This window comes from Paenibacillus pinihumi DSM 23905 = JCM 16419 (genome assembly GCF_000422505.1).
In the GTDB taxonomy this organism is placed as follows: Bacteria; Bacillota; Bacilli; order Paenibacillales; family Paenibacillaceae; genus Paenibacillus_D; species Paenibacillus_D pinihumi.
In genome coordinates this window covers 804,889-829,386 of record NZ_KE383864.1, presented here as the reverse complement: position 1 = coordinate 829,386, position 24,498 = coordinate 804,889, and the positions used below count along the sequence as shown (strand labels likewise).

Below are 24,498 nucleotides of genomic sequence, written 5' to 3'. Positions count from 1 at the left end.
GGAGCTATACGAGAGGCAAATCAAAAAGGAGGAAGCAGGCTATGAAAAGAAAACACTCATTTAAATGGGCCATTATCGGGGCCGTAATTGCAATTGTGCTCATGTTCGGCATCGAGATCGCTTCAACAGGCATTGAGACGGTTTATGGTCCCGTCAAGCAGCCCTCTGCCTCCTCTATGACCGGGCTTGTTCCGGAGGCGGGGCCGCAACAGACCTATGCTTCTGTTCCGGAACGGCCGGTCTATGGCCCCTACGTTCAGGGAAATAGCCCGAACGCGGGCCGCTATGAGCCTGTTATGGAGCGTATGCCCGGCATTTACGGCGAATACCGGGAGCCGGCAGTCAACCGTGTAGCCGATCAGACTGCAGGTGTGCTGCAGTCCCTGTCGAGCGGAGGAATACGGTTTGTTGTATCCTTGTTTGACTCGATTACCAACTAATCCGCATCAGGGTCATTGCTGGTCAGTGATTCAACTGATATAATGAATGGATATTGTATTTGACTGGTGTGGGGGTTAAGCATGGCAGACGTTCGTGAGCGACAGAATAAAATTCGAAATTTTTCAATTATTGCCCATATTGATCATGGGAAATCGACACTGGCTGACCGGATACTGGAGTATACCGGCGCACTATCGAACCGCGAGATGCAGGATCAGGTTCTTGACCAGATGGACCTGGAGCGCGAGCGCGGGATTACGATCAAGCTGCAGGCAGTCAGATTGACATACCGTGCCGACGACGGCGAGGAGTATTTGCTGAATCTGATCGATACGCCGGGGCACGTAGACTTTACGTATGAGGTGTCCAGAAGCTTGGCTGCGTGTGAAGGCGCGCTGCTCGTTGTGGATGCTGCACAGGGCATTGAAGCGCAGACACTGGCCAACGTCTATCTGGCGCTTGACAATAACCTTGAGATTCTTCCTGTAATCAACAAGATTGATTTGCCAAGTGCAGATCCGGAGCGTGTAAAACAGGAGATTGAAGATGTAATCGGCCTTGATGCCAGCGAAGCAGTGCTTGCTTCTGCCAAGGCGGGTATCGGCATCAAGGAAATCTTGGAACAGGTCGTCAAGCAGGTTCCGCCGCCGCAGGGCGACCCGGATGAGCCGCTTAAAGCGCTCATTTTCGACTCCCATTACGATCCGTATAAAGGCGTTATTGTCTATGTGCGGGTAATGGACGGCAGCATCAAGGCAGGCAAAAAAATCCGCTTTATGGCGACCGGGGCTGAGTTTGAAGTCATTGAGGTTGGCGCCTTCAAGCCGCGGATGTCGATTGTCGATGAACTGGCGATCGGGGATGTTGGCTTTGTTGTCGCAGGAATCAAGAATGTGAAGGATACCCGTGTCGGGGATACAATCACCGAGGCGAAGCGTCAGGCTCCTGAGCCGCTGCCTGGCTACCGCCGGATTAATCCGATGGTATTCTGCGGTCTGTACCCGATTGAGACGCAGGATTATAACGATCTGCGTGAGGCGCTGGAGAAGCTGGAGCTTAATGATGCTTCGCTGCGCTACGAACCGGAGACATCCTCTGCGCTCGGATTTGGTTTCCGTTGCGGCTTCCTCGGATTGCTGCATATGGAGATTATCCAGGAGCGGATTGAGCGGGAATTCAATATTCCGCTTATTACGACTGCGCCAAGCGTTATTTATAAAGTAACATTGACCAATGGGGAAACCATGGATATCGATAACCCGTCCAACTATCCGGAGGCCGGGAAGCTGGAATATGTAGAGGAGCCGTACGTCAAGGCTTCCATCATTGTGCCGAATGACTATGTCGGAGCAATTATGGAACTGTGCCAGGGCAAACGCGGTGAATTCGAGAATATGGAGTATTTGGATACGAACCGTGTCACAATCAAATACCATATTCCGCTCTCCGAAATTGTCTACGACTTCTTCGACCAGCTTAAATCAAGCACCAAGGGCTATGCATCCTTTGATTACGAGGTCTCAGGATATCGCAAGTCAAATCTGGTAAAAATGGACATAATGCTCAATGGCGAGCAGGTTGATGCCTTGTCCGTTATCGTTCACCGCGACCGTGCATATCAGCGTGGACGGATCATCTGTGAAAAGATGAAGGAGCTTATCCCGCGCCAGATGTTTGAGGTTCCGGTACAAGCTTCGATTGGCACGAAGGTTATTGCGCGGGAGACAGTCAAGGCGATGCGCAAAAACGTACTTGCCAAGTGTTACGGCGGTGACATTAGCCGTAAGCGGAAGCTGCTTGAGAAGCAAAAAGAAGGCAAGAAGCGGATGAAGCAGGTCGGCAGCGTTGAGGTTCCGCAGGAAGCATTCATGGCGGTGCTGAAAATTGATGATTAAGCCTTTTGGCCAATCGGGCGAGAGGAATGGGATTGCATTAGGGGAGAGCGCTGCTCTCCCCTCCTTGCGTACCTCGAGAGGAGAAAAATAGCTGATGATTACAACTTCGCCGCGGGCGCTATATATTCACATCCCGTTCTGTACGAATAAATGTTTTTATTGTGATTTCAATTCCTTCGTATTGAAAGGACAGCCTGTTGAAGATTACCTGGATGCGCTGGAACATGAAATGAAATTAACTGTCGCGCAGATCAGGCCGGAGATGATTGATACCGTATTTGTTGGCGGAGGCACGCCAACGGTATTAACGCCGCAGCAAATGGAGCAGTTCCTCTCCTCGGTCAGAAGACACTTTCCGTTATCCGAAGGCGTGGAATTTACGATGGAGGCCAACCCGGGTACAACTGACCTTGACAAGTTGCGGGTCATGCGTGACGGCGGTGTAAACCGTATCAGCTTTGGCGTACAGTCCTTTGACAACAAGCTGCTGGAGCGGATCGGCCGGATCCATAATGTGGATGATGTGTACCGCAGTATTGAGAATGCAAGAAGTGTGGGCTTTACTAACTTGTCCATTGATTTGATGTTCAATCTGCCTGATCAGACGCTGGAGACGCTGAATGAGAGCGTAAGCCGCGCTTTGGAGCTGGAGCTGCCGCATTACTCGCTGTACGGACTCAAGATTGAAGAGAATACATTGTTTCATACCCTGTATCAGCGTGATGAACTGCCGCTCCCTTCCGAGGACGAGGAGCTGGATATGTATCTGCTAATCATGAACCGGCTCAAACAGGCGGGCAGACAACAGTATGAAATCAGCAACTTTGCCCTGCCGGGATACGAGAGCCGTCATAATATGACGTACTGGAACAACGAGCCTTATTACGGACTTGGGGCAGGGGCTCATGGCTATCATCTGGGCGAGCGACACATTAATATTAAGGGTGTCCAGCCTTACATTGATGCAGCCCGAAATCAGCTGCCGCGTCTGGATACGCGCCCGGTAGAGGCATCCGAGGCGATGGAGGATTTTATGATGGTTGGCCTCAGAATGCTGGACGGTGTAACTGAAGCAAGATTCCGTTCGCAGTTTCCTGGTGTTGAATTAAGAGATGTCTTCGGGGAAACGATTGACCGGCTTGTGGAAAACGGTCTGCTGCAGCATTTACCCCGCGAGGAGCGTTACAAATTGACGGACAAAGGCGTACCGCTTGGCAATGAAGTGTTCGGAGCCTTCATCAGCTAAGATGCTGTCTGCTGCCTGTTACCGGCTGCGCATGTCCGCTTCAAATTTATTCAAAAACAAGTGTTGAATGTTCATTCTCTATGATGTATATTTATTCATATTGTTATAGAAGGAAGGCGAAGCGGATGTCAATAAAGTGGAGGGAAGCAATGCAGACGGTAATCTGCAGAAAGGCATCAGAGTCAGATGTAGATGCACTATATATACTTATCGAAGATTATGCCCAAAAAGGAATTATGCTTCCGAGGTCGCGCCAGGCGCTCTCCAGGTTTATTGACACGTTTGTTGTAGCAGAGCTTAATGGACAGATCGTAGGTTGCGGCTCCTTGTTTCAGCTTGGGAGTGATCTGGTCGAAATCCGCTCGCTTGGCATAACGGAAGGCCATAAAGGAATGGGCATTGGCAGCAAGCTGATGAGCAAGCTGGTGGAGGAAGCCAAAGCACAGCAGTTGTTCAAGGTCATGGCGCTGACCTATGAAGTGGAGTTTTTCAAGAAAAACGGCTTCCATGTTGTAGAAAAAGAAATTTTTCCCGAGAAGGTTTGGACGGATTGTGTTCATTGCCCGAAACAGGATCGCTGTGATGAAATTGCTGTACTCAAAATACTGAACTGACTTGACAACGCTCAAGTTGGTTTGGTATTTTTGTATTAACGATTAGCACTCTACGTTAATGAGTGCTAACGAAGTGAACGGGACTGCCGCTTCACAGTTGTGGCATGATGAATGATATTGACGGGAGGGGTTCCTTTGCTGACTGAAAGACAGAGAATGATATTGAATGCTATCGTTGATGATTACATCCGCTCAGCGGAACCCGTCGGCTCGCGAAGCATTTCCAAGCGGGGCGGCGTGGGATTTAGTCCGGCGACGATTCGCAATGAGATGGCTGATCTTGAGGACCTTGGTTTTCTGGAGCAGCCGCACACTTCCGCAGGACGTGTGCCTTCGACGAAAGGCTACCGCTATTATGTTGATCATCTCGTCAAGCTGGGAGAGGTGAGCGAGCAGGAATTGGAGCGTATCCGTCATTTCATGGCGGATAAGATGAATCAGATGGAGCAGGTCATTCAGCATGCTGCCACGATTCTGTCCAATTTGACAAATTATACCTCCATCGTACTTGGCCCGGAGACCTTTAATAATTCCTTGAAGCATTTTCAGCTTGTTCCGCTCAATGAGAGCACGGCTGTTGCGATTATTGTGACCAATACGGGACATGTTGAGAACAGAACCGTCTCGATTCCCGGCGGCGTGGACATGTCAGAGATCGAGAAGGTCACGAGAATATTGAATGAAAAGCTGGTGGGGGTTCCGTTCTCCCGGCTCCGTTCCCGGTTATATACCGAAGTTGGGCAGGAATTGGGCAGATATGTGAGCCATTATGAGGAGTTTCTCGATGTATTGGGGAATGTGCTTGCAGGCGAGCAAGATCACCGTGTCTTCGTCAGCGGAACCTCAAATATGCTGATCCAGCCGGAGTTCAAGGATGTGGAGAAGGTTAAAACGCTGCTTGATTTGTTTGATGAACAACCTGCCCTGATCAAGCTCGTATCCGCGAATCCTGGCATACAGGTAAAGATAGGTTCAGAGAATGACCATGAAGCAATTAACAATTGCAGCCTGATTACTGCAACCTATTCAATAGCTGGACAGTCGCTTGGTACGATTGGCATTCTGGGCCCGACCCGTATGGAGTACGGCAAGGTAATCAGCCTGCTGGATGTTCTCTCCAAGGACATGGCTGTCATGTATGGCAAATGGTATAAATAAACCGGCTCCAGCCCGTATGACGGGCAAGCTGGATTATATTAAGGAGGTGAAGCATTCGTGAGCACGAATAAAGAAACTGTTAACGAACAACAAGAGCAAGTTGAAACTTCTAATGAAGAATTGAATACAACCGCCGCGGCGGCTGATGTAATAGATGAGGAGACAGTATCGGAACCTTCAACTGAGGAGGCTGCTGCTGATCCGCGTATTGCAGAACTGCAAAAGCAGGCTGATGATAATCAACAGCGCCTGTTGCGCGTTCAGGCTGACTATGACAATTTCCGCCGCCGCACTCAAAAAGAGAAGGAAGAACTCGCCCAATACGCTTCCATGAAGCTGGTTACTGAGCTGCTGCCTGTCATTGACAACTTTGAGCGCGCCATTAGCGCCGCCAAAGATTCCGAAGACAAGGATTCCTTTATCAAGGGCGTTGACATGATCTTCCGTCAATTCGACCAGGTTCTCCAGCAGGAGGGCTTGAAGCCGATGGATACGGTGGGCCAGCCGTTCAACCCTGATTTCCATCAGGCGATTATGCAGGTCGAGTCTGAGGAATATGAGGAAGGCATTGTTGTTGAAGAAGTTCAAAGAGGGTACATTCTAAAAGAAAAAGTATTGCGTCCAGCAATGGTTAAAGTAAGCGGCTAAACATATAACAAATGAACAAGGAGGAGCTTTAATGAGTAAAGTAATTGGTATTGACCTTGGAACAACGAATTCATGCGTAGCGGTTATGGAAGGCGGAGAAGCTGTCGTTATCCCTAACCCGGAAGGAAACCGTACAACACCATCAGTTGTAGGTTTTAAAAAAGATGGGGAGCGTATCGTAGGGGAGTCTGCAAAACGCCAGGCGATCACCAACCCTGATCGTACCGTTATTTCGATCAAACGCCACATGGGCAGCAGCTACAAAGAAAAAATTGACGATAAGGAATTTTCTCCACAGGAAATTTCTGCGATTATCCTGCAAAAGCTGAAATCAGATGCGGAAGCTTATCTGGGCCAAGCAGTAACACAAGCTGTTATTACCGTACCGGCGTACTTCAATGACAGCCAGCGCCAAGCTACTAAAGATGCAGGTAAAATTGCCGGTCTGGAAGTTCTGCGTATCGTCAACGAGCCGACAGCTGCGGCGCTTGCATACGGTCTGGAGAAATCCGAAGATCAAACGATCCTCGTTTATGACCTGGGCGGCGGTACATTTGACGTATCGATTCTGGAGCTGGGTGACGGCTTCTTCGAAGTTAAAGCAACCAGTGGTGACAACAAGCTGGGCGGCGACGACTTTGACCAAGTGGTTATCGATCACATGGTTTCCGAGTTTAAAAAAGAGCACGGCACTGACTTGTCCAAAGACAAAGCAGCTGTTCAGCGTTTGAAAGATGCTGCGGAAAAAGCGAAAAAAGAATTGTCAGGTGTCCTGACAACAACAATTTCTCTTCCGTTCATTACAATGGTTGACGGCGTACCTCAGCACTTGGAGATGAACCTGACCCGCGCGAAATTCGAAGAGCTGGCTGCGCCACTCGTAGAGCGCACGCTTGGTCCGACTCGTCAGGCACTTAGCGATTCCGGCTTGAGCACAAGCCAAATCGACAAAATCGTTCTGGTAGGCGGATCGACCCGTATCCCTGCGGTACAGGAAGCTATCAAGAAGCTGACCGGCAAAGAGCCTCACAAAGGCGTTAACCCGGATGAAGTGGTAGCACTGGGTGCAGCCGTTCAAGCTGGCGTACTGACAGGCGATGTCAAGGATGTCGTATTGCTCGACGTTACTCCGCTGTCCCTCGGTATCGAAACTGCGGGCGGCGTATTTACGAAGATGATCGATCGCAATACAACAATTCCAACAAGCAAATCCCAGGTGTACTCCACCTATGCAGATAATCAAACCAGTGTAGAAATTCACGTTTTGCAAGGCGAGCGCCAGATGGCGAACGGCAACAAAACGCTTGGACGCTTCATGCTGGGTGACATTCCTCCGGCACCGCGCGGAATTCCGCAAATCGAAGTTACCTTCGATATCGATGCCAACGGTATCGTTAACGTATCTGCGCTGGATAAAGGAACAGGCAAAAGCCAAAAAATCACCATCACTTCTTCCAGCGGTCTGACCGATGAAGAAATCGACCGCATGATGAAGGATGCTGAGCTGAACGCGGAGGAAGACCGCAAACGCCGTGAGCTGGTGGAGGCGAAGAACAACGCGGACCAACTCGTATACACGGTTGAGAAAACAATTAATGACCTCGGTGAGAAAGCAGATGCCGGTGAGGTCGAAAAAGCCAATGCTGCAAAAGAAAAACTGAAAGCAGCAATTGGAACAGACAATATTGAAGAAATTAATGCCGCTACCGAAGAACTGACTCAAATCGTGCAGCAGCTTTCTGTGAAGCTCTATGAGCAGGCGCAAGCTGACCAGGCTGCCCAAGGCGGGGAAGCTGGCGGAGAAACCAAAGGGAAAGATAATGTAGTTGATGCCGACTATGAGGTTGTAGACGACAAAAAATAATGCATTAGCTTAACCAGCCATCACGAACACGTAAGGTCAAAGTCAGGCTAGGCTTGACTTTGACCTTCGTTGTGGATGGGGTTTTGATGGGGCATGATCCATTGGGGGTGACTTTGAGTGGCGGAGAAACGGGATTATTATGAAGTGCTGGGGCTAGGCAAGGATGCCTCGGAGGATGAAATTAAAAAGTCATACCGGAAGCTGGCCAGACAGTACCATCCGGATGTCAACAAAGCAGAAGACGCCGAGGAGAAGTTCAAGGAAGTCAAGGAAGCTTACGATGTGCTCAGCGACGACCAAAAGCGTGCGGCCTATGACCGCTTTGGTCATGTCGATCCGAATCAGGGCTTCGGCGGTGGAGCAGGCGGTGCTGATTTTGGCGGCTTTGGCGATATCTTCGATATGTTCTTCGGCGGTGGCGGCGGACGTCGCGATCCAAATGCGCCACAGCGCGGCAATGACTTGCAATATACGATGACGATCGAGTTCAAGGAAGCTGTATTCGGCAAGGAAACAGACATTCAGATTCCACGTACAGAAAGCTGTGATACATGTCACGGCAATGGCGCGAAGCCGGGAACGCATCCGGAAACATGCGGCGTCTGTCACGGCAGCGGGCAGCAGGAAGTCGTTCAGAATACGCCATTCGGCCGTATTGTGAATCGCCGTGCCTGTACGAACTGCTCCGGTACGGGCAAAGTGATCAAGGAACGCTGTACGAATTGCCACGGCTCGGGTAAAGTGAAGAAGCAGCGCAAAATCCATGTGAAAATCCCTGCAGGGGTGGATGAGGGCGCTCAAATCCGCTTGTCCGGAGAAGGCGAAGCCGGGCTTCGCGGAGGTCCGGCCGGTGATCTGTACATCGTCATCCGGGTAAAATCCCATGAGTTCTTTGAGCGTGACGGCGACGATATTTACTGCGAATACCCGCTGACATTTGCACAAGCAGCACTTGGAGACGAGATTGAAATTCCGACCTTGACCGAAAAGGTGAAGCTCAAGATTCCGGCTGGAACACAGACGGGAACCTACTTCCGTCTCAAAGGGAAAGGTGTGCCGAGGCTGCGCGGCTACGGGCAGGGTGACCAGCATGTTAAGGTAACCGTTGTTACACCAACCAAGCTGACAGACGAGCAAAAGGATTTGCTGCGTGAATTTTCCGGTCTTCAAGGGGAAACGCCGCAGGAGCATCATGAATCCATCTTTGATCGGATGAAAAAAGCGTTTCGCGGTGAATAGTCAATTTCAAATTTTAGTCTTATCATAATAGATGTACTTGCAGAAGACGGGCGGAGCATATTCCGCCCGTTTTTGTTTACACTAGGATGATGGCATCGCTTCACAAATGGGGCTGTAAGCTGCCAGGGAGGAGTTCCGGCATGAAGGGCCATTCTTGATGTCTGGAGGAGTTAAAAATGGAGCAGCATCCCAAACAAGAGCATGAAACGTGCAAACTTCCGATCGGCAAAAACGAAGATGTGGAATTTTCCGAGGAGCAGGCCGATGCGGCCGATCTGAAAGCCCGCGAGAGGGCGGCTGAAGCCGACCACAGGGCGGAGCAATGATGACAGGGATCAGAGCGACCTTTCCCGCGAGAGCAGAAGCCCAGGAGGCGGAGCAGAAGCTCCAGGCACTGAGGGTTACCGGATTATCCAGCGCTGAGGACGGTTTGTCCTTCACGGCTTCCGTCTCACCGGAGCTCGTCGACCGTGCGCTCTATCTGATCGAACAGACCGGCGGAGAGGCACACCAATCCGCTCTAGAGCAGCCTTACTAAAACGGGTCTGGTGTTGCCGTAATTGGCAAGCGGAATTTTCCCGTGACTGGTGGCTGTACAGCAAAAGGCGGCTTTTTGTGTTCGGCAGTTAGCCGGAACAAGGAGCCGTCTTTTTAATTACATACTTTACATAGATATTGCCACTATTTTCGAAGCAAAACGAAGCTGAGCCTGTTAAAGGGTGCACGGGGGTTTATACTTGTAATGCCGCTTTCTGCGAAATACCGTTTTGTACATAGAGTGCTTCTGTTGTAAAATAGATAGCATTATGGGTTGGAAGTTACTAGAGGGGGAAAAAGATTTGAAGTGGCATGAAATTACAATTTCGACTTCTGAACAGTCAATTGAAATGATTACGAATTTTTTGCATGAACAGGATGCAGACGGGGTTTCGATTGAAGAATCCGGCAATCTGAACCGCAAGCGGGATACTTCCCTTGGACAATGGTACGATCAACCGCTTAATGATATTCCGGAAGGGGAAGCTGTAATCAAGGGATATTTCCTTGAGGGAACGGATATGAATGCACTGGAGCAGCAGCTTCGCGTGTCCATTGACCAGCTTCGGGAATTTGGCATCGAGCCGGGTGACTATAAGATCAGTACAGCGATGGTTGACGAGGAAGACTGGGCGGAGGCGTGGAAGCAGTACTTCAAGCCGCTGCGCGTATCGGACCATCTGACGATCAAACCGACATGGGAGAGCTATGAGTCAGATGAAGGCGAGCAAATTATCGAGCTAGATCCCGGCATGGCATTCGGCACAGGGACACATCCGACGACTGCGCTGTGCCTGCGGACACTGGAGAAGGTTATTCAGGGCGGGGAATCTGTAATTGACGTCGGAACCGGATCAGGAATTCTTGCGATTGGAGCTTGCCGCCTGGGAGCAGACCGCGTGCTGGCGCTCGATTTGGATCCGGTTGCTGTATCAAGCGCAATTGAAAATGCGAACCTGAACCGTCTGGAGGATCGGATTCAGGTACATTTGAGCGATCTGCTGGGTGTGCTGAATACCGGACAGACTGGAGAGGAAGGCACGACGAAGCTGAATGTGGCTGTTCCGGTTGATGTGGTTGTCGCGAACATTCTGGCGGAAATCATTCTGTTGTTTATTGATGATGTCTATGCGGCTCTCAAGCCGGGCGGAATCTATATTGCATCAGGAATTTACATGAACAAGGAAGATGTTGTGGATCAAGGTCTGCGCGCTGCCGGTTTTGAAATCGTGGAGATTAACCGCGAAGATAACTGGATGGCGTTTGTAGCCCGCAAGCCTTAAGGGTAGCCTATGGATCTTCTGGAGAAACTAACCTGGTATCCGCTGGAGGACTTGCCCTTTATCGTTCTTGTTTTGATGATTGCTTTTTCTGTTCACGAGTTTGCCCATGCCTATGCCGCATACAAGTTCGGGGATATGACCGCCTACAATGAGGGGCGGGTGACGCTTGATCCGCGTTCGCATTTGGATATCGTGGGTACGCTGCTTATTCTGATTGCCGGATTTGGCTGGGCCAAGCCGGTTCCCGTCAACCGTGGACGATTTAAGTATCCGCGTGTGATGGGAATTATTGTTTCGGCTGCCGGTCCGCTCAGCAATTTGCTGCTCGCTGCCATCGGAATCCTGATTGTCTATGTGCTTAACCAGGCAGGATGGCTCTATACGGATCATGCAGGCGTCACGAAGGCTGTCATCCATTTTCTGTACTATTTGATTTTTATGAATACGCTGCTGTTTCTGTTCAATCTGATTCCGCTGCCGCCGCTTGACGGCTACCGGATTATTCAGGATATGCTGCCGCAGCGCCAGCGCATCAAGCTTGAGCAGCATGAACAATGGGGGATGTTCATCTTCCTTCTAATCGTATTTATCCCGCAGCTCCGCATGTATACGCTTGAACCGCTGTTTTCCTTGTCGGCTCCGATTCGCGGTTTCATCCAATCGTTGATGGAGCTGGTATTTGCTCCGGTAGACTGGCCGAAGTTTGTGATCACTTTTATAAGCTGATTTACATTTCTGCTTCCAGGCAATCCGGCAGTAAAATTGGATTAGGTGTGGCGTATGAGGGACAAAACGTGTATGATGAAGTTTGAACTTGAACGAATGAGGGATTAGCGACATGCAGCGATATTTTATTGCGCCCGAGCAATTCGGACAACATACAGTGACGATTACCGGCGAAGATGCGCATCACTTGCTTAAGGTGATGCGCATGAAGGCCGGAGATGAAATTATGGTATGCGACGGCTTAGGGCGGTCGGTACTGGCTCGTCTCACGTCTCTTGAGGCCAAATCGGCTGAAGCGGATATTATAGCGGAGATGGAAACAAACGGCGAGCCTATGTGGAAGGTTACGGTAGCCCAAAGTCTGCCTAAGGGGGACAAGCTGGAGACCGTTATCCAGAAATGCACGGAAATTGGAGCAGCCGCATTCGTGCCGTTCCAGTCAGAGCGCAGCATCGTGCAATATGACGGGAAGAAGGAAGAGAAGCGCCAGCAGCGATGGGCTAAAATAGCCAAAGAAGCTGCCGAGCAGGCGCACCGCAGCATTATACCCGAAGTAAGCCAGGTTATGAGCTGGAAGCAGCTTTTGCTGCGGATGGCCGAATTTGACCTGGTGCTGTTTTGCTATGAGAAGGAGGGCGCGGCAGAGGGCAGCGGCATAGCCGATGTGCTCGCAGCGTTCCGAAATACGCATGACAGCAGCAGGGAAGCGGCAATATTGCTTGTTGTTGGACCGGAGGGCGGCTTTACCGTGCATGAGGCTGATGAAGCATTAGCTGGCGGCGCGAGACTGGCCGGACTGGGTCCGAGAATTTTGAGAACAGAGACGGCTGCAATGGTCGGCCTGACCTGTCTCATGTATGAATCCAAAGAGATGGGAGGAGCATGAAGACCATGCCATCTGTAGCTTTTTATACACTGGGCTGTAAAGTTAACTTTTATGATACGGAGGCCATCTGGCAGCTGTTTAAAAATGAGGGGTATGAGCAGGTTGATTTTGAAGCCACAGCTGATGTTTACCTGATCAATACATGTACCGTAACCAATACGGGCGACAAGAAGAGCCGCCAAATTATCCGCCGCGCAATCCGGCGCAATCCGGATGCGATTATTGCGGTAACCGGGTGCTACGCACAAACCTCGCCGGCCGAGATCATGGCGATTCCAGGGGTTGATCTTGTCATTGGAACACAGGACCGCGAGAAGCTCATGGGCTTCATCGAGCAAATCCAGACTGAGCGCAAGCCGGTCAATGCAGTGCGCAATATTATGAAGACCCGCCAGTTTGAGGAACTGGATGTTCCGGATTTTGCCGAGCGTACACGCGCCTTCCTGAAAATCCAGGAGGGCTGCAACAACTTCTGCACGTTCTGTATTATTCCATGGTCCCGCGGACTGTCCCGCAGCCGTGAAGCGGACAGTGTTATTAACCAGGCGAAACAGCTTGTAGCTGCAGGCTACAAGGAGATCGTTCTGACGGGCATTCATACCGGCGGCTACGGAGACGATCTGGAGAACTATCATCTGTCGGATCTGCTGGAGGACCTGGACAAGGTCGAAGGGCTTGAGCGTATCCGCATCAGCTCCATTGAAGCCAGCCAGATTGACGAGAAGATGATCGAGGTGCTCAACCGTTCCGATAAAATGTGCCACCATCTGCATATTCCGCTGCAAGCCGGAAATGATGAAGTATTAAAGCGGATGCGCCGCAAGTATACAACAGCCGAGTTCGCAGAGAAAATCAGACGGCTGCATGAAGCAATGCCCGGCTTAGCGATTACAACGGATGTAATCGTCGGCTTCCCTGGCGAGACGGATGAGATGTTCCAGGAAGGCTACCGCTTTATGGAGGAGCTTGGCTTTGCCGAAATGCACGTCTTCCCGTATTCCAAACGGACAGGCACGCCTGCTGCCCGGATGGAGGATCAGGTGGATGAAGAGGTTAAAAACGAGCGTGTGCATCAACTGATCGACCTGTCGGAGCGGAGCCAGCTTGCTTACGCGGAGCAGTTCGTCGGCCAGGTGCTGGACGTTATTCCGGAGCGCGACTACAAGGGAGCGCCAGGAACAGGCTTTGTGATGGGTTATTCCGGCAACTATTTACAGATCGTATTCGAAGGCTCCGAATCTTTGATTGGACAGCTTTGCCGTGTGAAGGTAACTGAGGCAGGCGTTAATGAATGCCGCGGCCAACTGGTGCGTGTCATGGAATCTTCCCCTACGCTCGCCAAAGCGCAATAGGTTTGTACCGGGGTATTTTGCAGGGATGAGGATTTTTCGGAAATTCCGGCATATATAGAAAAAGCACGAGGGTTTTATCGGAGTGTTCGTCCTGACGGGCGGGCGGCGATAAAATCCTTGTTGCGCATAAGATAAGGGAAACGAGGGACGACTCATGTTGGAAATTTCAGCAGGCGGCGTAGTATTTCAACGTTTGAACAACGAACTGCAGGTTCAGCTAATCCAGGACCGCTATGGTAAAATTTCACTTCCTAAAGGCAAGATGGAGGCCGGGGAAACGATTGAGGAGACCGCGCTTCGTGAAATTGCTGAAGAAACCGGACTAATCGGGAAAATCATCGCTCCGATCGATCAGATCAAATACCGTTACCATCATGATACCAAGGGAGCCGTCGATAAAGAGGTACATTATTATCTGGTAGAGGCGGTCGGGGGAGAGCTGCATGCCCAGATCGAGGAAATCCGTGGAGTAGAGTGGTTCTCTCCTGAGGAAGCCTGGCGGCGTCAAACCCAGTCCGGCTATGACAATAATGATCGTATACTGTCCGGCGCGCTGAAGCTGCTTGGAGTTCAGGTTTAACTTGACTCCCATGCGCGAAAATTTGGTGCAAGCCTAGGTTTAGGGTTAAGGGTGAGAGGACAAATCGGAATACTCTCACGTTACGCACGAACAGAAGGGATAGGGATTCACAATTGAGAGCGCAAATTATATTGACAAAAAACCGCAAGCCGCGGTTGCAGCAAGGCCATCCTTGGATTTATGCCAGTGAGATCGACCGGCTTGAAGGAGCAGTTGAACCTGGCGGACTGGTTGATGTTACAGATCATAAGGGCCGCTACCTGGCGACGGGATACTGGAATGAGCAATCGCAGATTCGGGTGAGAATTGTAGCTTATGAGCCGATAGAAGAGATGGACAGGAACTTCTTTGTGGAGCGGCTCACGCGCTGCAAGGCACACCGCGAACGTTTTGCAAAGGAAGCTCAGGATTGCCGTCTTGTATACGGCGAGGCTGATTTTCTTCCGGGTCTGACCGTTGACCGCTTTGGCGGCGTGCTGGTGGTGCAGATTTTGACACTGGGGCTTGATGTCCGGCGCCAGGAACTGATTGACGCGCTTATTGAGGTATTTACACCTGAAGGCATCTATGAGCGCAGTGATGTTGGCGTAAGAACACTGGAAGGGCTTGAGGAGCGTACGGGCGTATTGTACGGGGAATGTCCGCGCCTGATCGAGATTACCGAGAATGGCCTCAAGCTGGAAGTGGATATTGTACAGGGTCAGAAAACCGGCTACTTCTATGACCAGCGGGAAAACCGGGCGGCGATCCAGCCGTTAATGACCGGATGGGGCGCTCGCAGCGGCATCCGCTTGCAAACAGTCGAAGGGGAAGGCGGCGGCCAGCCTGTGCCGGTAAACGCCAATGGCAAGGAAGTAAGCTTCCCTTATTGGGACGGGGCTACGGTGCTGGAATGCTTCGCCCACACCGGCAGCTTTACGCTGCATGCATGCAAATACGGAGCTAAAAAGGTAACCTGTCTTGACGTATCCGAGCATGCGATTGAGACGGCCAAACGCAATGTTGAACGCAACGGATTCAGCGACCGGGTGGAGTTCGTCGTTGCTGATGCGTTTGAATATTTGCGCTCGCAGTCGAAAGGTCTGGATGAGCGCAAGGCCCGCGGCACAGAGGGCGTCAAGACGGACACGTCAAAACCGCTTGCCGGATCAGGCCGTACATTCGATGTCGTCATTCTGGACCCGCCTGCATTTGCCAAGACGAAATCTGCGGTGAACGGCGCAGTACGGGGTTATAAGGACATTAATCTGCAAGGACTGAAACTGGTCAATGAGGGCGGATATCTCGTCACTGCGAGCTGCTCTTACCATATGCGCCCGGATCTGTTCCTGGAGACGGTGCAGGCTGCTGCTGCTGATGCAGGGAAGCTGCTGCGCCTTATCGAATGGCGCGCTGCCGGCAAGGATCATCCGCAACTGCTCGGCGTGAGCGAGGGCCACTATTTGAAATATGCGATTTTCGAGGTTTACAGCAGAGAAAAGCTCTAGCGCAGGCATTGGCAGGACAGGCTCCGCAGTTTCTGCGATAAGCGATTGCACATGGGGAAGGGAGCATATCGAAGGTGGAAGATCAGCTGTACGATTTTGCCTGCCGATTGGCAGAGGAGGCAGGACAGTATATCCGCAGCAGAATGGATGACCGGACGAATATGGAGCAAAAGACGAACGGCTCCGATCTGGTGACGGTTGTTGACAAGGCAAGTGAGGCGCTGCTGATGGAGCGGATTCAGGCAAGCTATCCCGATCATTGGATTTTGTCAGAGGAGACGGACGGTGAGGGAAATTCCTACGACAAGCTGCGGGGCAAGCCCGGCGGGTACGGGTGGATTCTTGATCCCATCGATGGAACGACCAATTTCATCCATGGTGTGCCGCATTTTGCGGTGTCAATCGGCATTGTCAAGGATAAAGAGCCGGTTATCGGCGTCATATACAGTCCGCTGACCGGAGAGCTGTTTGCTGCCCGCAAAGGTCATGGTGCTTATGTGAACGGACAGGCTATTCGTGTCGGGGAAGAGGCGGCTGTCGGTCAGGCATTGCTTGGAACCGGATTTTATGCCGGAGATTGGCTGCCGGATTCGGATGCGTTGCCGGAGGTAGCACGAATGGTGGGCCGCTGCCGCAATTTGCGGATGACCGGAGCGGCCAGCCTGGATATGTGCTGGGTTGCCATGGGAAGGCTGACCGGTTACTGGCATCGCGGCCTGCATCCATGGGACAGCGCTGCCGGAACAGTCATTGTCAGGGAAGCGGGAGGCACTGTAACCGATTATGAAGGCAATCCTTATGATATGACGCAGTCTACAATCGTAGCTACAAATGGACGGATTCATCAGGAACTGATTCAGCAATTATGCTAAATAACGGATGTGCAACGGGGAGGCGGCATGCCTCCTCTTTTTTGTTTTGGATTTATGGAGCAAATTTATGACGTTAGTCGTAAACGAAGTATTCCTTCGCAGCCTTATCGTCCGAATTGCCATTTTTTACGGAACACCCGTTCTGAAGAGGACGTGAAAATCGGCAAGCTGTATGTTAAAATGATTCACATATCAATTTGGAACGGGAGGAATGGCGATGCCGCTCCGCATTGTGCTTGGACGATCAGGTACAGGGAAGACAAACTTTTGCATGAACGAAATCAGAGGGCGGCTGCAGGACAGCCCGGGCGGGGCTCCCCTCATCCTGCTTGTCCCCGAGCAGGCCACATTTCAGACTGAATATACATTGATCGGGAAGGCCGGTGTAAAAGGGACGATTCGCGCGCAGGTACTGAGCTTCCGGCGGCTGGCCTTTCGTGTTATGCAGGAGTTCGGGGGAACGGCGCTGACGCCGATTACGGAAAACGGAAAAAATATGCTGCTTTATAAAATCGTCCATCATTTGGGAGAACGGCTTCAACTGTTTCAGGGTGCGGCGGAGCAGCATGGCTTTATTGAAAAGCTGGGTGAGCTGCTGACGGAGTGGAAGCGGTACGGGATTACCGCAGATTCGGTATCTCATGGAGCAGCAGCACAGCAGGGGGAACTTGCCGCCCAGGGCTTGGGAAGCAGCCTGCTGGACCGAAAGCTTCATGATTTGCAGCATATATATAGCAGTCTGGAAACAGAGCTGGCGGGCAAGTATGTCGATTCGGAAGATTACTTGAGCTGGCTGTCCAAGGGGAGCGGGGAAGCAGAACTGCTCAACGGAGCCGAGGTATGGATTGACGGGTACACAAGCTTTACGCCCAAGGAGCTGGAGGCCATCGGCGAGCTTATCAGGCATACAGCGGGTGTGACAGTCACGCTGAATTTGGACAGGCTGTACCTTCCCGGTGATAAGCCGCATGAGCTGGACATGTTCTATTCATCCGCGCAGACCTGTATGCAACTGATCGGGCTGGCCGAGCAATTGGGCGCCGAGGTTGAAGAGCGGCTGCTGCTTGATGCTAATCCGCCTGCCCGGTTCGCCGGACGTCCGGCGCTCGCTCATCTTGAGAGGCATTACCAGTACCGTACTGCGATGCTGGCAAGCTCTCGTGCGGATGGAAGGCGCAAGGGAGAGCTGGAGGAGGTTTCACTGCATGCCGCCGTCAGCCGTCGCGCAGAGGTAGAGGCTGCGGCGAGAGATTTGACTGCGAGAGTGCGGGCAGAAGGGCTTCGATGGCGAGATTGTATGATCATGGTGCGGGAAGGAGCCTTATACAATGATTATATTACTGCAGTATTCGAGGATTTCGGAATCCCGCACTTCCTTGACCGCAAGGATAAGGCGCTGCAGCATCCGCTGACCGAATTTATTCGTTCTGCGATTGAGACGGTGAACCAGGGATGGAGGTATGAAGCGGTATTCCGGTGTATCAAGACCGAGCTGCTGCTGCCTGCTGGCGGGCATCTGACCCGTGAAGCGCTGGACCGGCTGGAAAATTATGTTCTGGCAAGAGGTATCGACGGCAGCCGCAAGTGGGCCGATGCGAACTGGTGGAAGCCGCTTGTACAGGATTCACTGGAGGGCTCTGCCAGCACGCCTGGCGTGGCAGAACAGGCTGCATTTCAGGAGATTATCAAGAGCCGTGATGCTGTTGCGGGACCGCTGCGAAAATTCGACAGGGCTCTGAAAAGAGCCGTGAGCGTGCAGGAGATGTGCAGGGCAGTATACAAATTGCTGGAGGATACCGGTGCAGCGGACCGGCTGGAGCAGTGGAGCAGCCGCGATACAATGCGGGGAGATCTGATGCTCGCCAGGCAGCACAGACAGCTCTGGGATGGTGTTATGAACCTGCTCGATCAGCTTGTCGAACTGACGGGTGAGGAAAAGATGACTGCCGAGCTGTTCGGCGGTATGCTGGAGGCCGGTCTGGAAAGCCTGCGGATCGGCTCGATTCCGCCATCCCTTGACCAGGTGCTGATCGGAAGTCTGGACCGGACGCATTCTGATGATATCAAGGTCTGTTATGTATTGGGTGCGAATGACGGCATTATGCCGATGCGGATAAAAGAAGACGGTCTGCTCACAGACCAGGAGCGGGAACGACTGGCGGAGAGCGGCATCCGGATGGCTCCTGGCGCGCGCCGGAGACTGCTTGACGAGCGCTTTCTGATCTATCACGCGCTTACGAGACCGAGCCGTCATCTTTGGATCAGCTATGCCCTTTCGGATGAAGAGGGCAAGAGTCTGCTGCCTTCGGAAATCGTCCATTACCTGATTCAGATGTTTCCCGGCCTGGAGGCCCGGATGGAAGCGGCGGAGCCGCATGCCGGACAACTGCCGGAGGAACAGCTTGAATTTGCTGCGCTCCCGCAGCGCGCCTTGTCCTATCTGATCGCACAGCTGCGTTTTTGGCAGCAGGGACAAGCCATTGACGAGGGCTGGTGGCATATTTATAACTGGTTTGCCGCCCATCCAGGGTGGAATAGCACTCTCAAGAGGCTATTGGCATCACTTGAATATACGAACGAGGAACCGCCGCTGTCGATGCGGACCGCTGCAGAGCTTTATGGGGAAAGGCTGCAGGCGAGTGTATCCCGGCTGGAGCGATTCGTCTCCTGCCCGTTCCAGCACTTTGCCATTCACGGTCTTCGTTTGCGCGAACGCAAGCTGCACAGACTGGGCGCGCCTGATATCGGTCAGCTCTTCCATGCTGCGCTTAGCAAGCTGGCCGGAGAGCTTGGCGAGCAGTGGGGCAGTGCCCCGGAAGGAGAAATCCGCCGGCAGGCCTCAGCTGCGGTCGGGGAGCTGGCGCCAAGACTGCAATCGGATATCTTGACGAGCAGCAGCAGATTTCAATATATTTCCCGCAAGCTTACGGAAATTGTGGCCCAGGCTGCAATTGTGCTGGGGGAACACGCGCGCAGGGCACAGTTCATGCCGGTTGGTCTGGAGCTTGGATTTGGCGGAGAGGGAGAGCTTCCTTCGCTTGTCCTGCCGATTGACGGCAACAGGCAGCTCGAGCTAGTGGGAAGAATTGACCGTGTAGATGCCGCAGAGACGTCAGAAGGGCTTCTTCTGCGTGTGCTGGACTACAAGTCCTCCTCGACCGCTCTGAGGCTGGAGGAGGTCGCCTACGGGCTCAGCCTGCAAATGCTCGCCTATCTGGATGTACTGCTTACACATGCGCCACAATGGCTGGGACGTGAAGCAAAGCCTGCCGGTGTGCTTTATTTTCATGTGCACAACCCGTTGCTTGCCTCTGCCAACCGGCTGGAAGAGCAGGAAGCACGAAAGCAGCTGCTCAAGCGGTTCAAGCTCAAGGGGCTGCTCCTTGCCGATGGCGATGCGGTCAAGCTGATGGATGGTGGGCTGGATAGCGGATATTCCGATCTTCTGCCGGTTGCATTGAAGAGGGATGGAGGGTTTTACAGCGGCTCTTCAGTCGTGAATGATGGCGAGTGGAAGGTGCTTAGACGGTCCGTCCGCCGGACGATTGGCAAAATCGGCAAGCGCATTACGCAGGGAGAAGTAGCGATAGCACCTTACAAGATGGGCAGCAAGTCACCATGTACGCATTGTGCCTACAAGCCGGTCTGCCAGTTTGACCCGCTCTTTGAGGGCAATGCTTATGTCAGACTGGCCAAGCGTTCCAAAGAGAGCGTCTGGCAGGCTCTGGCGGGGCCTGAGACGGATGATTATACAACAGAGGAAGGAGAGCAGCCATATGGAACAGGCCATTAATGTGGAGAAGCCTGCCGGCAGCACATGGACGGACGAGCAGTGGCATGCAATTGTTGCGCAAGGGCAGGACATTCTGGTTGCTGCAGCGGCCGGATCCGGCAAGACAGCGGTGCTGGTAGAGCGGATTATCCGCAAAATCTCCAGCGACACCGATGTGGACCGGCTGCTTGTAGCCACCTTCACGAAAGCAGCTGCTGCCGAAATGAAGGAGCGCATTCGTCTGGCGCTGGAGAAAGCCCTTGAACGCGATCCCGGCTCTGACCATCTGAGGCGGCAGTTAGCGCTGCTTAACCGGGCTGCGATTACAACCGTTCACTCCTTTTGTATGGACGTCATCCGCCGGTATTACCCGCTGATCGGACTTGATCCGGGCTTTCGAATCGCTAATACAACCGAGGCGGAACTGTTGCGGATGGAAGTGCTGGACGAGCTGTTCGAGAAGCGTTACGGGGAGGCGAAGCCGGACGATCCTTTCATTCGTCTTGCAGATGACTTTGGCGGCGAGCGCAGCGATGATCCGCTGTATAGGCTTGTTCTGGAGCTGTACGACTTCTCGCGCAGCCATCCTTGGCCGGATCACTGGCTGGAAGAGACGGCTGCACAGTTCCGCCTTGCAAGCCCGGAGGAGCTGGCAGGGACTGTGTGGGTGGACAGCCTGGTCAAGGATATCCGCCTGCAGTTGGAAGGAGCCTGCGCCATGCTTCGTCAGGCAATCCGGCTGGCAAATATGCCAGGGGGGCCGGACGCGTATGCGCCAGTGCTTGCCGATGATTTGACGCTCCTGGAAGGCTTGCTCCGCGATGTGCATGAGCTGCCTTGGCACAGCTGGCAGGCCTCCTTCCAGCTCGCCCAGTTCGGCAAGCTGAAGGCACTGCGCGGCGACAGTTATGACAAGCAGCTTCAGGAGCAGGTCAAGGGGCTGCGCGAGCAGGTTAAGGAACTCATTTCGGATACGAAAGGGGAGTTGTTTGCGAGGCAGCCCGGGGAATTCGGTGAAGAGCTGCTCCGGCTCGCCCCCCAAATGAAGGAGCTGTCCCGGCTGGTCATCGATTTCGGGAACGCCTATGAGCAGGCCAAGCGAAAGCGGAGCCTGCTGGATTTCGGCGATCTGGAGCATTACTGCCTGAGGATACTTCGCGATCCTGCATCTGCGCCTGAACAGGCGATGCCATCTGCGGCAGCGCTGGAATACCGCGGGCAGTTCGACGAGATATTGCTGGATGAGTATCAGGATACGAATATGGTACAGGAGGCGATTGTTGCCCTGCTGGCCAAGCCTGCGCCAGGCAACCGTTTCATGGTTGGAGATGTGAAGCAGAGCATCTACCGCTTTCGTCTGGCGGAGCCGAACTTGTTTCTTTACAAGTACAAGACATTCTCCGGGACGGACAATGGAGGACTGCGCATTGATTTGGCGCGCAACTTTCGCAGCCGTCAGGAAGTAGTGGACGGGGTCAATGATGTATTCCGCTCTCTTATGCGGGAAAAGGTTGCCGAGATGGATTATGACAAGAGCGCAGAACTGATTTGCGGAGCGTCCTATCCGTTATCCGGATTAACAGGCGTCTCCAGTCCTTACGCTGTTGAGCTGACGCTGCTTGACCGGGGAGGCGCAGTGCTCCCTGAGACGGAGGAGACGGGTGATGAGGCATCCGATGGTGACGATGCATCGTTCAGTGCGTCCAATGCCCGCGAGGAAGCGGCAGAGCTTCAGACCGCCCAATTGGAGGCCAGATGGATTGCGCTGCAGATCCGCAAATTGATGGATGGAGAAATGGAGGCGGACCGGCTCGCGGTTTATGACGGCAAGCGGAAGCAGAGCCGGCGGATGCAGTGGCGGGACATTGTTATTTTGCTGAGGGCGACTCAGCAATGGGCGCCTGTCCTGATCGAAGAATTGCAGGCGGCGGGTATTCCTGCTTATGCTGAACTGAACAGCGGCTATTTTGAAGCGACAGAAATTGAAGTGATGCTCTCCCTGTTGCGGGTAATTGACAATCCGTACCAGGATATTCCGCTGGCAGGCGCTCTTCGTTCCCCGCTATTTGGACTTGATGCCGAGGAACTGGCGATTGTCCGTATTCAGGCCGGTCGTGGAGCTTACTACGATGCGGTGCTTCAGGCTGCTGATGATCTGCTTCTGCCTGAGCCGATCAGGGAAAAGCTGTCCCGGTTCATCACCTGTCTCGGCAGATGGAGAGAGGATGCCAGACAAGGCTCATTGACGGATTTGCTGTGGAAAATCTACCGGGAAACCGGATATTACGATCTGGTAGGGGGGCTGCCCGGAGGCGTCCAGCGGCAGGCTAATTTGCGGGCGCTCCACGACCGGGCCAGACAGTATGAGGAGACTTCATTCCGGGGCCTGTTCCGCTTCCTCCGCTTTATCGACCGGATGCGGGAGAGCGGCGGCGACCTGGGAACGGCACGCGCGCTGGGGGAGCAGGAAGACGTCGTCCGCATCATGTCCATTCACAAGAGCAAAGGGCTGGAATTCCCGGTTGTGTTCGTGGCCGGACTGGGCAAAATGTTTAATTTGCAGGATTTGAATGGTTCCTTTCTGATGCACAAGGAACTGGGCTTTGGCCCGCGGGTAGTGGACAGGGAGCTGCGCGTCGGCTACCCGAGCCTGCCTTACCTGGCCATCCGCAAAAAAATGAGAATGGAGATGCTGGCAGAGGAGCTGCGTGTGCTTTATGTGGCATTAACCCGCCCCAAGGAGAAGCTTTATCTGGTAGGCACAGCCACCGATGCCCAGAAGCAGCTTGACCGCCTTCAGGCGGCTGCCGGGGAAGGCGGGCCGCCTGACTATTCGCTCGCTGCCGCAAGGCGCTATCTGGACTGGCTGCTCCCGCTTGCCATGCAAGGAGCGGAGGATCAGGAGCTGGCGCTGCAGCATTTCATGACCGCCAGCACGGAGGCACCCGGGTTGACCGGTTGGCGTTTCTCTATTACGCCGGCTGTTCTGCTGGCGGCAGAGGCCGCTGCAGCTGCGGCTGCCGATCCATGGGCGGATGAGGAGCGGAGCCGAAGGCGCGAAGCAGTTATGCTCGCACACACAATAACAAATATTGAGCCTTCGCCTGCTGCAGAGGAGGCCCTTGCCTCGCTTTCTTGGCAGTACCCGCATGCAGAAGCGGCTGTGCTGGCTGCAAAAACTTCGGTTACCGAGATCAAGCGCTTATACAGTGCGCTGGAGCAACAGGAGGACGCATACAGCTATTCGCGCGGCATTGGACCTGACCTTAAGGGTTCCGCTGAGGAGACAGAGCTGCCCTCTGCCAGCTTCCGTCTGCGCCGTCCGCGGTTTATGGAGCAGAAGGCAGTGAGCGGGGCCGAGCAGGGCACGCTCAACCACCTGGTGATGCAGCATCTCCCGCTCAATGCGGCAATGGATGAGACAGTGCTGGAAGAGTCAATCAGGCATATGCGCACCCGTGAGCTGATTACCGAACGGCAGCTTGAGATCATTGACCGGGCTGCCATTCTGAATTTTTTCAAAAGCGACCTTGCCAAGAGACTGATGCAAGCCCGCTGGGTGCGCCGCGAGGTCCCTTTTACTTACAGTGAGCCTGCGCGTGAGCTGTATGAAGCCGCCGGGGCTGAGCTGGATGAAGACCCTGTGCTCATTCAAGGTGTAATCGACTGTCTCTTTGAGGATGACCAGGGTCTGGTGCTTCTGGATTACAAGAGCGACCGCATCTTTAACGGGAGATGGGAAGAGACCGCTGAGCGGCACCGCTTTCAGCTTGAGATGTACGCGAAGGCGATAGCGGCGATATTGGACCGGAAAATTGATGAATGCTACATTTTCTTCTTTGACGGCGCACAGAGCATTCGATTACAATTTTGAATGACAGGTTCATATAACAGCCGG

General features: G+C 53.0%; 19 protein-coding genes. All 19 read left to right on the top strand.

All coding sequences use genetic code 11. The annotated features are described in order from the left end of the window. The first annotated feature begins 41 nt into the window (after positions 1-41). The 19 genes from H583_RS0117970 (at position 42) to addA (ending at position 24,474) form a co-directional block, all read left to right on the top strand. Positions 42-440 (top strand): hypothetical protein, encoded by a 399-nt coding sequence (locus tag H583_RS0117970; protein WP_028561686.1) that lies wholly within the window; start codon positions 42-44, stop codon positions 438-440. An 81-nt stretch (positions 441-521) separates the two neighbouring features. Then, positions 522-2,336: a translation elongation factor 4 gene (lepA, locus tag H583_RS0117965; RefSeq protein WP_028561685.1), complete on the top strand. Its 1,815-nt coding sequence runs from the start codon at positions 522-524 to the stop codon at positions 2,334-2,336. 94 nt (positions 2,337-2,430) lie between these two features. Further along, complete coding sequence (hemW, locus tag H583_RS0117960; protein ID WP_028561684.1) at positions 2,431-3,582, top strand: radical SAM family heme chaperone HemW; 1,152 nt, start codon at positions 2,431-2,433, stop codon at positions 3,580-3,582. A 149-nt stretch (positions 3,583-3,731) separates the two neighbouring features. Beyond that, complete coding sequence (locus H583_RS0117955) at positions 3,732-4,196, top strand: N-acetyltransferase (RefSeq protein WP_036709918.1); 465 nt, start codon at positions 3,732-3,734, stop codon at positions 4,194-4,196. Positions 4,197-4,331: 135 nt separating this feature from the next. Next, positions 4,332-5,354 carry a heat-inducible transcriptional repressor HrcA gene (gene hrcA / locus H583_RS0117950; RefSeq protein ID WP_028561682.1) on the top strand — a complete coding sequence of 341 codons (1,023 nt, stop codon included), beginning with the start codon at positions 4,332-4,334 and terminating at the stop codon, positions 5,352-5,354. A 57-nt stretch (positions 5,355-5,411) separates the two neighbouring features. Beyond that, positions 5,412-6,002, top strand: coding sequence for a nucleotide exchange factor GrpE (grpE, locus tag H583_RS0117945; RefSeq protein ID WP_028561681.1), 591 nt, complete (start codon positions 5,412-5,414; stop codon positions 6,000-6,002). 31 nt (positions 6,003-6,033) lie between these two features. Continuing rightward, positions 6,034-7,866 carry a molecular chaperone DnaK gene (dnaK, locus tag H583_RS0117940; RefSeq protein ID WP_028561680.1) on the top strand — a complete coding sequence of 611 codons (1,833 nt, stop codon included), beginning with the start codon at positions 6,034-6,036 and terminating at the stop codon, positions 7,864-7,866. A 117-nt stretch (positions 7,867-7,983) separates the two neighbouring features. Further along, positions 7,984-9,105 carry a molecular chaperone DnaJ gene (gene dnaJ / locus H583_RS0117935; protein ID WP_028561679.1) on the top strand — a complete coding sequence of 374 codons (1,122 nt, stop codon included), beginning with the start codon at positions 7,984-7,986 and terminating at the stop codon, positions 9,103-9,105. 176 nt (positions 9,106-9,281) lie between these two features. Next, entirely contained in the window at positions 9,282-9,431 is a 150-nt protein-coding gene (locus H583_RS36665) for a YfhD family protein (RefSeq protein WP_154665910.1), read from the top strand. Then, positions 9,431-9,643 (top strand): hypothetical protein, encoded by a 213-nt coding sequence (locus H583_RS0117925; RefSeq protein ID WP_028561678.1) that lies wholly within the window; start codon positions 9,431-9,433, stop codon positions 9,641-9,643. The genes H583_RS36665 and H583_RS0117925 overlap by 1 nt, the downstream gene beginning before the upstream one ends. A 301-nt stretch (positions 9,644-9,944) precedes the next feature. Then, positions 9,945-10,925: a 50S ribosomal protein L11 methyltransferase gene (prmA, locus tag H583_RS0117920; protein WP_028561677.1), complete on the top strand. Its 981-nt coding sequence runs from the start codon at positions 9,945-9,947 to the stop codon at positions 10,923-10,925. A gap of 9 nt (positions 10,926-10,934) precedes the next feature. Continuing rightward, on the top strand, positions 10,935-11,651 hold the full coding sequence (locus H583_RS0117915; RefSeq protein WP_051236578.1) for a site-2 protease family protein: 717 nt from the start codon (positions 10,935-10,937) through the stop codon (positions 11,649-11,651). Positions 11,652-11,763: 112 nt separating this feature from the next. Then, positions 11,764-12,537: an RsmE family RNA methyltransferase gene (locus H583_RS0117910; RefSeq protein ID WP_028561675.1), complete on the top strand. Its 774-nt coding sequence runs from the start codon at positions 11,764-11,766 to the stop codon at positions 12,535-12,537. Between the two features lie 5 nt (positions 12,538-12,542). Beyond that, positions 12,543-13,889, top strand: a complete 1,347-nt coding sequence (mtaB, locus tag H583_RS0117905) for a tRNA (N(6)-L-threonylcarbamoyladenosine(37)-C(2))-methylthiotransferase MtaB (protein WP_028561674.1) — start codon at positions 12,543-12,545, stop codon at positions 13,887-13,889. A gap of 154 nt (positions 13,890-14,043) precedes the next feature. Then, positions 14,044-14,469 carry an NUDIX hydrolase gene (locus H583_RS0117900; protein WP_028561673.1) on the top strand — a complete coding sequence of 142 codons (426 nt, stop codon included), beginning with the start codon at positions 14,044-14,046 and terminating at the stop codon, positions 14,467-14,469. A 125-nt stretch (positions 14,470-14,594) separates the two neighbouring features. Further along, positions 14,595-15,956: a class I SAM-dependent rRNA methyltransferase gene (locus tag H583_RS0117895; RefSeq protein ID WP_425414534.1), complete on the top strand. Its 1,362-nt coding sequence runs from the start codon at positions 14,595-14,597 to the stop codon at positions 15,954-15,956. A 74-nt stretch (positions 15,957-16,030) separates the two neighbouring features. Beyond that, complete coding sequence (locus H583_RS0117890) at positions 16,031-16,828, top strand: inositol monophosphatase family protein (protein WP_028561671.1); 798 nt, start codon at positions 16,031-16,033, stop codon at positions 16,826-16,828. A 217-nt stretch (positions 16,829-17,045) separates the two neighbouring features. Beyond that, positions 17,046-20,621 (top strand): helicase-exonuclease AddAB subunit AddB, encoded by a 3,576-nt coding sequence (gene addB, locus H583_RS0117885; RefSeq protein WP_028561670.1) that lies wholly within the window; start codon positions 17,046-17,048, stop codon positions 20,619-20,621. Further along, complete coding sequence (gene addA, locus H583_RS0117880) at positions 20,605-24,474, top strand: helicase-exonuclease AddAB subunit AddA (RefSeq protein WP_028561669.1); 3,870 nt, start codon at positions 20,605-20,607, stop codon at positions 24,472-24,474. The genes addB and addA overlap by 17 nt, the downstream gene beginning before the upstream one ends. Positions 24,475-24,498 lie beyond the last annotated feature (24 nt).

Excerpts from the sequence above, each read along its gene's own strand:
- addA (WP_028561669.1), top strand. The coding sequence starts at position 20,605 with ATGGAACAGGCCATTAATGTGGAGAAGCCTGCCGGCAGCACATGGACG.
- H583_RS0117955 (WP_036709918.1), top strand. The coding sequence starts at position 3,732 with ATGCAGACGGTAATCTGCAGAAAGGCATCAGAGTCAGATGTAGATGCA.
- H583_RS0117915 (WP_051236578.1), top strand. The coding sequence starts at position 10,935 with ATGGATCTTCTGGAGAAACTAACCTGGTATCCGCTGGAGGACTTGCCC.
- H583_RS0117970 (WP_028561686.1), top strand. The coding sequence starts at position 42 with ATGAAAAGAAAACACTCATTTAAATGGGCCATTATCGGGGCCGTAATT.
- H583_RS36665 (WP_154665910.1), top strand. The coding sequence starts at position 9,282 with ATGGAGCAGCATCCCAAACAAGAGCATGAAACGTGCAAACTTCCGATC.
- H583_RS0117910 (WP_028561675.1), top strand. The coding sequence starts at position 11,764 with ATGCAGCGATATTTTATTGCGCCCGAGCAATTCGGACAACATACAGTG.
- H583_RS0117925 (WP_028561678.1), top strand. The coding sequence starts at position 9,431 with ATGACAGGGATCAGAGCGACCTTTCCCGCGAGAGCAGAAGCCCAGGAG.
- dnaK (WP_028561680.1), top strand. The coding sequence starts at position 6,034 with ATGAGTAAAGTAATTGGTATTGACCTTGGAACAACGAATTCATGCGTA.
- H583_RS0117900 (WP_028561673.1), top strand. The coding sequence starts at position 14,044 with ATGTTGGAAATTTCAGCAGGCGGCGTAGTATTTCAACGTTTGAACAAC.
- mtaB (WP_028561674.1), top strand. The coding sequence starts at position 12,543 with ATGCCATCTGTAGCTTTTTATACACTGGGCTGTAAAGTTAACTTTTAT.
- lepA (WP_028561685.1), top strand. The coding sequence starts at position 522 with ATGGCAGACGTTCGTGAGCGACAGAATAAAATTCGAAATTTTTCAATT.
- hemW (WP_028561684.1), top strand. The coding sequence starts at position 2,431 with ATGATTACAACTTCGCCGCGGGCGCTATATATTCACATCCCGTTCTGT.
- addB (WP_028561670.1), top strand. The coding sequence starts at position 17,046 with ATGCCGCTCCGCATTGTGCTTGGACGATCAGGTACAGGGAAGACAAAC.